Consider the following 10,966-nt stretch of genomic DNA (forward strand, 5'->3'; position numbering starts at 1 on the left):
CAGACGGGGCGGATGAGAACCCCATTTCTCATCCGCCCCCAGGCTGCGAGGGCTCTGCGCAATTCGCGCAGAGCCCTCGCAGCCGAGGCATGGTTGTGCTCGCATCGGCTGCGCGAGAAGAAGGATCTGCACCTCTTCTCGGGCCGGATCGAGGGTGTCACCTGCCCGCGCATCGCGGTGCTCGGCACCGACGGCGCGATCGGCAAGCGCACCACCGCGACGCTCGTCGTGCAGGCGCTCGTCGACCGCGGGATCCGCGCTGTCATGGTCGGCACCGGGCAGACGACGATCATTCAGGGAGGCCGCTACGGCGTCGCTCTCGACGCGCTCGTGCCGCAGTTCTGCTCCGGCGAGGTGGAGAACCAGATCGTCGCCGCCTTCGAGGGCGAGGATCCCGACATCATCATCGTGGAGGGGCAGGGCGCGCTGAGTCATCCCGCCTACCTGACCTCGGCGCACATCCTGCGCGACAGCCGGGTCGCACGAGCGACATGACCCGGAGCAGGTTAGCTCGTGCTGCTCGCGGAGATCATCCACGACTCAGAGACGGTCGGCGTCGTCTAAAGCTGGGGGATGTCAGGGCCTCAGTGCCGCAGGCGACGCAGACACTGGGCGCAGCAGCCGATCGGGGTCTATGGCGCTTGGCCCGCGGCTGGCCGTGCTGATGCGCCGGCAGTAGGACCAGCAGAAGGTGCCCGGCCACTGATCTGAGCGCCTGCGAAGCAGTCGCATCGCCATTGCGCCAGTCACGACGGCTATCGCTCCGAGAACGTCTGCTCGACGATCAAACCCGCTGCCGCGGCCTTGAATATCGCTTCCGCCTGGCTGTGGGCGTCGAGCTTCTTGTAGATCGTGCGGAGGTGTGCCTTCACAGTTGCCGGAGACAGGTAAAGCTCCTGAGCAACCTTCTGCCTATCGCCATGTCGGGCGAGCTGCGTGATGATCGTGAGCTGCTTTGGCGTGAGTGCCAGATCGGCGAACGACGTGGATTGGTCTTTGAACGGGCGCAGAGCGGCGAACGCCTCGGCGAGCGGGCCAGCGTTCGTCGTCGTTGCGAGAACTGATTCCTTCTCCTCAACAGAGAGGAGAGTGAATCCGATGCGCAGTCCGTGCTCCTGGAGAAGCACGTGCAGATGGCTCGCAGCGCTGCGTACGCTCTCCATGTCTTGTCTCGCGATCCCCAGCCGCGCGAGCATTGTGAACGCCAGGTGCTGTTCTACGGGCGTGCGGGCATAGACCGTGGCCCTCCCCAACTTCTCCGATGCGGCCGCGATTCGACGCCTGTCGAGGTCGAAGGCAGCACGGAGGGCGAGGTTGATCGGGTACTCGGAGTCACGCGCTGCCGTCTGCGGCACCATGATGGGCCGTTCACCTACGAGGGTGAGGACTCTTCGAAGAGTGGTCAGCCGCCGAAGGATGCCCGGGTGGATCATGGCGTCTACGTTCGACCGCACCGTCGTCTCGAACCGCACTCGCGCCGCGCCGGTGTTCCCTTCGGCGAGGAGCAGCAGAACCTCACCGGTGAGGAAAATGTCCCAATGTTCGGTTGTCCCCGCAGTGGGGCGGAAATCCTCCACCGCGTTTCGAAGGGCTACGAAGTCGGCCCGGTGGGCAGCGCGAACGATCGCGGAGAGTAGGAAGTACGTCTTGATGTTGCCGCCACGCCAGACTCGCGGCCAATCCTCGTCCGAGACACGCACGGCGAGCGCTTCTGAGTCGTGCGTGCGTCCCGCGATGGCTTCCAGATAGGAGCGCGCTGCGATCGCAGAGTTCCGGCCGTAGGCGATCCCTCGTGTGTGACAGAACCGCTCGCTGGCCGTGAGGAGTTCCATCGCCTTGGCGTGCTGATCTCCGTACATCAAGGACACGCATGCCTGGTAGGTGAAGTGTGCGAAGGCGTGGTCGAGATCGGGGTCGCTGCCATCGGCTGCCATGCTTGTGATGGCACGGGCGTGGAATCGCATCGCAGCGGCAGCGCTGCGTCGCGCCTCGCCGGTCCTCCGCAGCGCGTATGCCTCGATTCCAACGAAGAGCAGTCGTTCGGTATCGCTGAGGCCGCGGGGGCGCACCCGCGCGGCGTCGATCGCGGCACGGAAGAACTCTTCCGAATTGAGGTGCGACCGAGGTGAGAGCTCGATCTGAATGCCCATCCACATGGAGAGAAGAGCGTTTTCCTTCACCCGTCCGATAGGGAGAGCGGCGATTCGGTCAAGCGTGAGCTCCGCGAGCCTCATCGAGAGTGGAAACGCTCTCAGTGCGATGTGCCCGACGAGGTCGATCTCCTCGCCGTCAATGGCATACTCCAGGGCGAGTTCGGGGTGCCCGTGTGCGAGGTACCACCGGGCCAGTTCTCGGGACGCGGCGCGCCAGTCCTCGCTCCACTGCCGTCGAAGGAAGCTCAGAGCTTCCCGGCGGATCGCGCCCCGGTACTCGAAGCTCGCATGCTGCAGTTCGTTCTTCACCCAGGAACCCAGACCGAGCCGTTCGAAGTCGTCGAGCAGCTCCGCGCTGCGCTCGTTCCCCGTGAGTATCACTGCGAGATGCCTGTCGACGCTCGGAGGGAGCGCAGTGATGCACAGGTGCTTGAGCAGGTTCGGGTCTCGGATCTCCTGGAGGGCGCCGACCGTCGCCCCAGACGTTGGCAGGTCGTGTGAGCGAATATCCACGCGTCGGATGTGCGCCGTCTGGACGCTGTCGATCGCGCTCGTGTCGCTTTCGCTGACGACGATCTTCACCTGTGGGGCGCGGTCGATCAGCCGCACGATGTCGTCCACAGCTTGCTGATAGAGAGACTGGTCAACGAGCGCCTGCAGGTCATCGATGACGAGAACAGGCTGGTCATCGATTATCGAGATGGCCTCTCCGAGACCTGTGAGTACCGCGTCATCCGCCTGGCTGGCTTCGGCGGTCGTGCGGTAGAGGAACTCATCCGAGACGAGGCCGCGTGAGTGGAGCAGTGTGATTGCGCGCATCCAGAAGCTGGCAGCCGATGTCGGAGGCGGCGTTGTGTCGGGCCAAATGACGACGCTGCGGGGGAGGCACGATGCCCAGCTGCGAAGGAGGCTGGTTTTCCCCTGCCCGCTGGACGCACGAACGACCACGAGCTGCGCATCGGCGGACAACTCTTTCGCCAGCCGATCCCACCGATCGTCTGCCAAACCCTCTCCTCCCGTCGCCGTCGATGAGTACCCAGGGACGCTGTGGGTACCCGGGTAAGCGTCCGCGCTAACCCGATCGACCTTACTGAGAGACCGAGCGAACTCGCGGGTGTCGAGCCTCTGGGGCTGGGGCACAAGGAGGTTCGTGCCTCTCACGGGCGCGGAAACGGGCCGCTTATGAGGCGGAATACCCGGGCCCTTCGCGATGAGGGGGTAACTCGGGGGTAATTTGTCGATGCACCCTCCCCAGCGGGCATGTCACCGCGAGAGCCTCAACCGCGGGCCGCTCACCTCGAGTGACCGAGTGCGACACCGGTGCGTCTGCAGGACGAGGCCGGCGGAGAATTCTGGAGGGGTATATGTCCTTTGCCGACATGAGGTGCGATTGCGCGCCGGGACGCACACTGGGCGGGATCACATGAATCGCCGGAGTCGCCCGATGATGGGAGCGCGACGTGAACCGCGTCGTTCGATTGCGGCCACGATCGCAGCGACGATGGTCGGTGGTCTGCTCGGGGCTGCGGGTGTACTCGGAGTGGCACAGCCTGCGTTGGCGGTGGCGGGGGATCCGTTCCTGCCAGATTCACCGACAGTCCTGGTCGCTCAGGAGTCGCCATCGCAGCTTTATCGTGCCGAGACCACCGGGGATGGGTCGTTCGATTTCACTCCTGAAGGAACGCTGGAGCCTGGTGTCGAATACAACGCCATCGGATTCAATCCCGCAGACAACTACCTGTACGGGATCGTTCAAGGAGGTGACGAGTACCCGATCGGCACCCTCGTCCGAGTAGGTCAGGATGGCACCGAGCCCGTGCGCACAGCGCCCTACCAGCATCCGAATGGGTCGACTCGCTTCTTCGTCGGAGCTTTCAATCCCGCGGACGGGCTCTACTACGTGGCCGACTCCGGTGTGCCGGACAGCACCGCGCCGCAGACGACTGTGCTCGCGATCAATGTGGTGACGGGTGCCGTCGTCAACACGATCGATCTCGGTGTCGGCACGGGTGTGCAGGATTTCGCTTTCAAGGATGGCTACGCATGGGGCGCGGCCTCTGACGGGAGCCTCCATCGAATCGACGTGATCACTGGTGCGCTTGACATCTTCCCCGGTGTGCTCCCTGCCTCGGGCGGTGGATACGGCGCAGCATGGACCTTCGGCAACGGGAATCTCGGAGTGTCAGCGAACGATTCGGGAGTAGTTACACAGCTCGTCATCGAGGACGGCGCATCCGCGAATCCCTCGTTCTTCACCGGGCAGACCGTGCCCGGGCCGAGCTCCAATCGCAATGACGGCACGTCGATTCCCGGTCTTCCTGCGGACCTTTCGATCGAGAAGACCGGCGCTGCGACATTCACCAGCGGCGACTCGGTCACCTACGACATCACGGTGACGAACAACGGTCCTGGTGTCTCGAGTGGCTGGCAGATGACCGACACCATCCCCGATGGTCTCAGCAATCCGGTCTTCGAGGGGGACGTCCAGGAGGATCCTGATTCTTTTCCAGGGGAGCTGCGCCTCAACGGAGGGCGGCTGGAGGCCGGCACCTCGACGACCATCAGCATCACCTTCGATACCGAGACTGCGCCCGGTGAATGTGTCGAGAACAATGTGAGCATCTTCGGGAACGAAGAAGATGACAACGCCGACAACAACCAGGACTCGGCGATCGCGTGTGACCCGGTCCTCGACATCGAGAAGACCTCGAACGCGACGCCCGACTCTCGTCCGGGCGACATCATCGAGTACACGGTGACCGCCACCAACAACGGCGAGGGAGACTACACCGCGGAGAACCCGGCGTTCGTCTTCGACGACCTGTCGGCCGTCATCGAAGATGGCGCGTACCAGGGGGATGTCACGGCAGATCGTCCCGGCGTTCCCTCTGTCGACGGCGACCTGCTCTCCTGGAGCGGTCCGCTCGCATCCACCGAGTCCGTGGAGATCACGTACTCCGTGGAGCTAATGGCCGGCGGCGACGGCGACGTGACGAACGTCGCCTGGGAGCCGAACGATCCCGAGGAGACGGAATCGCCGGAGTGCGATCCCGCGGACGAGAACGGCCGCGACCCCGTGACGGGGGAGCCGTGTGCTGTCGTCCAGTACGAGCTTCCGCGTCTGACGATCGAGAAGGCGGCCGACACCACGGAGCTCCCGCTCGATGGTCAGCAGGTCGAGTACACCGTGCGGGTCACCAATGAGGGCCCGGGAAACTTCACCGCGGATGCGCCGGCGACGCTGACCGACGATCTGACGGACGTGCTGGACTCCGCGACGTTCAACGGCGATGAGGCCGCGACCGTCGGAGAGGTCGGCTACGCCGAGCCGGAGCTGACCTGGGAAGGCGTGCTCGCCGCAGGCGAGTTCGCGGAGATCACGTACTCGGTCGATTACTCTGCCGAGGGCGACAACGAGCTCATCAACACGGCGTGCGTGCCCGAGACTCTCGTCCTTCCGGGAGCCGAGGCATGCGACACCGTGCGCATCCCCGGCGCGGATCTCGAGCAGTGGAAGACCGCCGAGACGACGGATTCGCCCGCGGTCGCGGGGTCGGTGCTCACGTACACGCTGCACTTCAGCAACGACGGGCAGTCGACGGCCGCGGTCGATGCGGTCGACGACCTGACGCACGTCCTGGACGACGCGGAGGTGACCCTCGCGCCGGAATCTTCGGACGGGCTGACTGCCGAGCTCGACGGAAACCGCATCGCGGTGACGGGAGATGTTCCCGCAGGCGAGACGTACACCGTCGTGTACGAGGTGACGGTGAAGGCCGATGGCGAGCGCGGCGATGACCTCGCGGCGAACTTCCTCTTCGAGGGCCCGCCGCCCGAGACGCCGCCGGAGCCGGTATGCGAGCCGACCGACAGCGAACTGCCGGACTGCACACTCACGCCGATCGCGGCGGTCGAGTACAGCAAGCAGGTCGAGGCGTCGACGGATCCTGTCGAGGCCGGGACGGTCCTGACATACACGATCACGATCGACAGCATCGGCGAAGCAACCACCCCCGTGTCTCGCGAGGACGTCCTCACGTCGGTTCTCGACGATGCCGAGCTGCTCACGCAGCCGGCCTCCGACACGGATTCGGTGACGGTCACGGATGTGGTCGACGGACGGTTCGAGATCGCCGGCGAGCTCGCCGGCGGCGAATCGGCGACGGTGACCTACGAGGTCACCGTGCTTCCCGATGACGAGCGCGGGAACAACAGCGCTGACAACTTCCTTGTGCCGCCGGGAGAGGACCCGCCTCCGCGGGGAAGCTGTGAGGAAGCCGACCCGGAGTGCACGTCGACTCCGATCCCACTGATCACCGCTGCGAAGTCGGTCGACCCCGAGTCGGGTTCGATGGTCGTCGCGGGCCAGGAGGTCACGTACACGCTGACGTTCGCGAATGACGGCACGGCGACAGGCTCGGTCGACTACGTCGACGACCTGACGGGCGTGCTGGACGACGCGGCGCTCACTGCGGGACCGACGGTCTCCGATGACGCCCTTGGCGTGGAGCGTTCGGGCGATGCTTTCGTCGTCGAGGGAGACCTGCAGGCCGGTCAGACGGTGACGGTGGTGTACACGGTGACAGTTCTGCCCGACTTCGAACGCGGGGACAACCGGCTCGGCAACGTGCTCGCCGACAGCGACACTCCCGATCCGGAGTGCGGTGATGACGGTGTGTCCTGCACGGAGAACCCGATTCCGCAGCTGGACGCGTGGAAGTCCGTTGAAGCGGACAGCACGCCGGTCGCGGAGGGCACCACGCTCACCTACACGCTGTTCTTCGAGAACAGCGGGCAGGCGCCGGCGGCGGTCGACTTCACCGACGACCTCACGCACGTCGTCGACGACGCGGACGTGACCGTCGAGCCGACGTCGACGAACGGTCTCGAGGTCGAGCGCGACGGTGTCCACATCTTCGTCTCGGGCGAGGTTCCTGCGGGGGACACCCGCACGGTGACTTACGAGGTGACGATGAAGGCGGATGAGGAGCGCGGTGATGACATCGCCGCGAACTTCCTGCTGGAGGGGCCGCCTCCCGAGGAACCGCCCCTGCCCGTGTGTCAGCCGACGGACGCCGAGCACCCCGATTGCACGATGACGCCCGTCGGACACCTGCTCACCTCCAAGGCCGTCGAGGCCTCGTCCGACCCCGTCACGGAGGGGACGGAGCTCACCTACACCCTGACCTTCGACAACCAGGGCGAGGGTGCGGCGATCGTCGACCACGAGGATGACCTCTCGGGTGTCCTCGACGATGCGGAGCTTTCTGCCGCACCTGAGGCGTCCGCCGATGCGCTGAGCGTCTCGGATGTCGAGAACGGAACCTTCGGAGTGACGGGAGAACTGGCCGCCGGGCAAACTGTGACTGTGACCTACACCGTCACGGTGCTGCCGGAGTCTGAGCGTGGTGACAACGTCGCGGACAACTTCCTCGTGCCGGAAGGGGAGGAACCTCCCTCCGGTGGCTGTGAGGAGAGCGACCCGAACTGCACGACGACGCCCATGCCGGTCACTAATGCACAGAAGGCGTCGGATCCGGACTCGGGCGAGACAGTTCAGCCGGGTCAGGACGTGACGTACACGCTGACGTTCTCCAACACCGGGCAGGCCCCGGGCGAGGTGGACTACACCGACGACCTGACGAACGTGCTCGACGATGCCGTGCTCACGTCGGCGCCCGAAACAAGTGATTCTGCGCTCGCGGCGACGTCCGGTGAAGACGGTGCGATTCGTGTGACGGGCTCGCTGGAGGCGGGACAGACCGTCACGGTCACCTACGTCGTGACGATCGGCGCCGATGGTGAGCGCGGTGATGACCGACTTGCCAATGTGGTGCTGCCGTCAGGCGAAGAGCCCGACGCAGAGTGCGCGCCGGAGGACGACAACTGCACGGTCCACTACGTGCCGGAGATCAGCGACGAGAAGTCCGTGGACCCAGTGTCCGGGACACCCGTCGTGACCGGTCAGGAGCTGACCTACACGCTGACGTTCCGAAACGACGGCGCGGCAATCGGGACGGTGGAGAAGGTCGACGACCTCAGCCACCTGCTCGACGATGCCGAGGTCATCTCGGAACCGCGCACATCTGACGACGCTCTGACGGCTGTTCGCGACGGCGCACGGATCATGATCGATGGCGCACTCGAGCCCGGGCAGGTCGTCACGGTCTCGTACACGGTGCTCGTGAAGGAGTCGGGAGAACGCGGGGACGATATTCTCGCGAACTTCCTCATCCGACCGGACGTCGAGGAAGTGCCCACGCCCGAGTGCGTACCCGGAGAGGGCGAGTTCGCGGACTGCACGACCAACCCCATCGGAGACATCGTGCCGTCGAAGTCGGTCGACCCGGAATCGGGGACGACGGTGATTGCGGGCGATGAGCTGACGTACACGCTGTCGTTCGAGAACACGGGTCAGGCGCCCGCGGCTGTGGACTACACCGACCACATGGACGGCGTGCTCGACGACGCCGCCCTCTCAGGAGAGATTGCGGCCGACGACGGCCTGACCGTCGCCGGTCCTGAGAACGGGAAGCTCCACGTCACGGGCGAGGTGCCGGCTGGCGCAACGCTCAGCGTGACGTACACGATCGTCGTGAACGCATACGACGACCAGGGCGATCACCAGCTGGCGAACTTCCTCACGCTCGCTTCTGAAGATCCTCAGGATGAGTGCGGGGATGCCGATCCGCTGTGCACCGAAAACCCGATCGATCCCGCTCCCGTGGTGGATCCTCCGGCTCCGGGGCCGGATCTGCCGAACACGGGCGGGACGGTCGCGTTCGGCGCGATCGGCGCGGCGGTACTCGCGCTCCTGCTCGGCGGTGGACTGATGCTGATCAGCAGGCGTCGCAGCGCTGAGGCGCACGACATCATCTGATCGACTGGGATCCGACCCAGAGAGCGCCGCGCCACCGCGCGGCGCTCTCTGGCGTTGCAGCGTGCGAATGTCTGCGCGATGGCTCGCTTCAGGTCAGCCGCGGGCTTTCTGACGTGAAGGCTGCTGTCGGGTCAGCGATTCATGGCCCCTCGTCTGCACGGCAGCGAACAGTCAGCGTGCATCGGTACCCAAATGGGCTGACGCTCCATACACAGAAGCCTGGGACGTGCGTCCCACGACGGGACAGATGCGAATCCGCGCTTCCGGTACAGCCGGATGGCATCGTCTCGTCCGTCCCACACCGTGAGTCGCATAGGCTCGTTCTCCACGCGCAGGGCGGCGTCGAGCAGCGCCGATCCGACTCGGTGGCCGCGCGCTGGGCTCGACCTATACGCGTTTGACCTCGCGTGCCCACGACTTCTCCTGCACCACGATGACGCCGACAGTCGTAGCATTCAGGTCCGCCACCTAGACCGTCGCATGCGCGTAGGCGTGCTGGGGGTTCTCGGCCTCGACGCGATAGCGCTCCGGCAACTCGTCGATCGTCCCGGTTCCCAGGTGAAGGGCCTTCTCACGCTCGGTCTGAGCCAGGTATGCGCCGACGAGCTGGCCGACAGCTTCGTCGTCGCGCCCGAGCCGCTCTCAGAACCGCCTCCGACACGACAAAGCCCCCAGGTCTCCCTGGGGGCTTCGCTGTCGCGCGGTTTCCTGGACTCTCAGCACGAGAACCCTGCACAACCCAACGTGGCGAGTGAGGGATTCGAACCCCCGAAGCATTCCGCGGCTGATTTACAGTCAGCTCCCTTTGGCCGCTCGGGCAACTCGCCAAGTGCGCACCCGCCCAACTTACTCAGCCGACCGGAGACGCAATAGGAAAGCATACGCGCGAACGGACCCCGACGAAAATCGAGAGGCTCGGGCGTGCCTGTGGATCCGCGGGGAGGGCTCTCCTCCCGCCGAGCGGGTGCGGAGTGGAAGGATGTGAACACATCATCACTCAGGGGGACACATCATGACGACACCTGCTCAGCCGCAGCCGCCGCAGCCCGGACAGCCGCCTGCCGAGGATCCGGGGATGCCCCTCCTTCTGCGGGGCGCGATGTGGGTCGCGATCGGCGCGCTCATCGCCGCCGCGATCGTGTGCGTGATCTGGGTCCTCGTGTCTCCGGAAGGAGACGTGATCCCGAAGGCGTTCCTCACGATCATGCTGCTGGCGGCGTTCGCCGGGGTCTCGCTGCTCGACGCGCATCTCGCGCAGAGTCGCGCGCCGTGGCTGGTGCTCGCGAGCATGGCGTCGTGGGTCATCGCGATGCTCTGCGGCCTCACGCTCATCTGGATGGCCTGGGACGACTGGGACGCCTTCTTCAAGGTGTGGAACTTCATTCTCATCGTCGCCTGCCTGCAGCTGACGGTGCTGCATCAGCGCCTCCTGTGGAAGGCGCATGCGCGCTACGTCACGACGTTCACGCGGATCCTCATGTACGCGACCACGGCGATCGTGCTCGCGCTGCTGCTGATGGTGCTCGTGACGCTGACGCTTCCCGACCTGTTCGACTATCCCGACATGTACGGGCGCATCATGGTGTCGCTCGCGATCCTCGGCGCCGTCGGCACCGCGCTGATCCCGCTCATCACGGCGCTGTTCCGGCCGCGCTCCCCGCGTGCCGCCGCTCCCGCCGCGGAACCGCTGCCGTGGCCGACGTACGGAGACGGCGTCACGCCGCTCCCGATGCTGCCGAACGGCCAGCCCGACTTCGCGGCGCAGATGTCGGGGGTCCGCTCGCCCGGTGCTCACGAGTTCGCACCGGCGCCCGGCGCGCCGCCGCTGCAGCCCGCGCAGGCGGCTCCGAGCGTCCCGCAGGCGCCGCCCGTCCCGCAGGCGCCGCCTGTCCCGCCGGCTCCCGCGGCCCCGCCGCAGCCTCCCGCCCCGCCG

General features: G+C 65.9%; 4 protein-coding genes and 1 tRNA gene. 3 read left to right on the forward strand and 2 right to left on the reverse strand.

Features of this window, described 5'->3' with window-relative positions; genetic code table 11:
• Positions 1–12 precede the first annotated feature (12 nt).
• Entirely contained in the window at positions 13–495 is a 483-nt protein-coding gene (locus tag KOL93_RS03165) for an NAD-dependent epimerase/dehydratase family protein (protein ID WP_260405840.1), read from the forward strand.
• 260 nt (positions 496–755) lie between these two features.
• Here KOL93_RS03165 and KOL93_RS03170 read toward each other — a convergent pair whose 3' ends face one another.
• Positions 756–3,158, reverse strand: a complete 2,403-nt coding sequence (locus KOL93_RS03170) for a helix-turn-helix transcriptional regulator (protein ID WP_221583835.1) — start codon at positions 3,156–3,158, stop codon at positions 756–758.
• A gap of 496 nt (positions 3,159–3,654) precedes the next feature.
• Between KOL93_RS03170 and KOL93_RS03175 the strand changes: the two genes are divergently transcribed.
• Positions 3,655–9,033, forward strand: a complete 5,379-nt coding sequence (locus KOL93_RS03175) for a DUF7927 domain-containing protein (protein WP_260405841.1) — start codon at positions 3,655–3,657, stop codon at positions 9,031–9,033.
• A 745-nt stretch (positions 9,034–9,778) separates the two neighbouring features.
• On the opposite strand, the gene KOL93_RS03180 is transcribed toward KOL93_RS03175, so the two are convergent.
• Positions 9,779–9,860 (reverse strand) — tRNA-Tyr (locus KOL93_RS03180).
• A gap of 185 nt (positions 9,861–10,045) precedes the next feature.
• Between KOL93_RS03180 and KOL93_RS03185 the strand changes: the two genes are divergently transcribed.
• Positions 10,046–10,966: hypothetical protein (locus KOL93_RS03185; RefSeq protein WP_221583837.1), on the forward strand; the 921-nt coding region annotated here is incomplete at its 3' end.

The sequence above is a fragment of the Microbacterium salitolerans genome (assembly GCF_019720895.1).
In the GTDB taxonomy this organism is placed as follows: Bacteria; Actinomycetota; Actinomycetes; order Actinomycetales; family Microbacteriaceae; genus Microbacterium.

Coding starts and splice junctions, on each gene's coding strand:
- KOL93_RS03165 (WP_260405840.1), top strand. CDS start 13: ATGAGAACCCCATTTCTCATCCGCCCCCAGGCTGCGAGGGCTCTGCGC.
- KOL93_RS03175 (WP_260405841.1), top strand. CDS start 3,655: ATGGTCGGTGGTCTGCTCGGGGCTGCGGGTGTACTCGGAGTGGCACAG.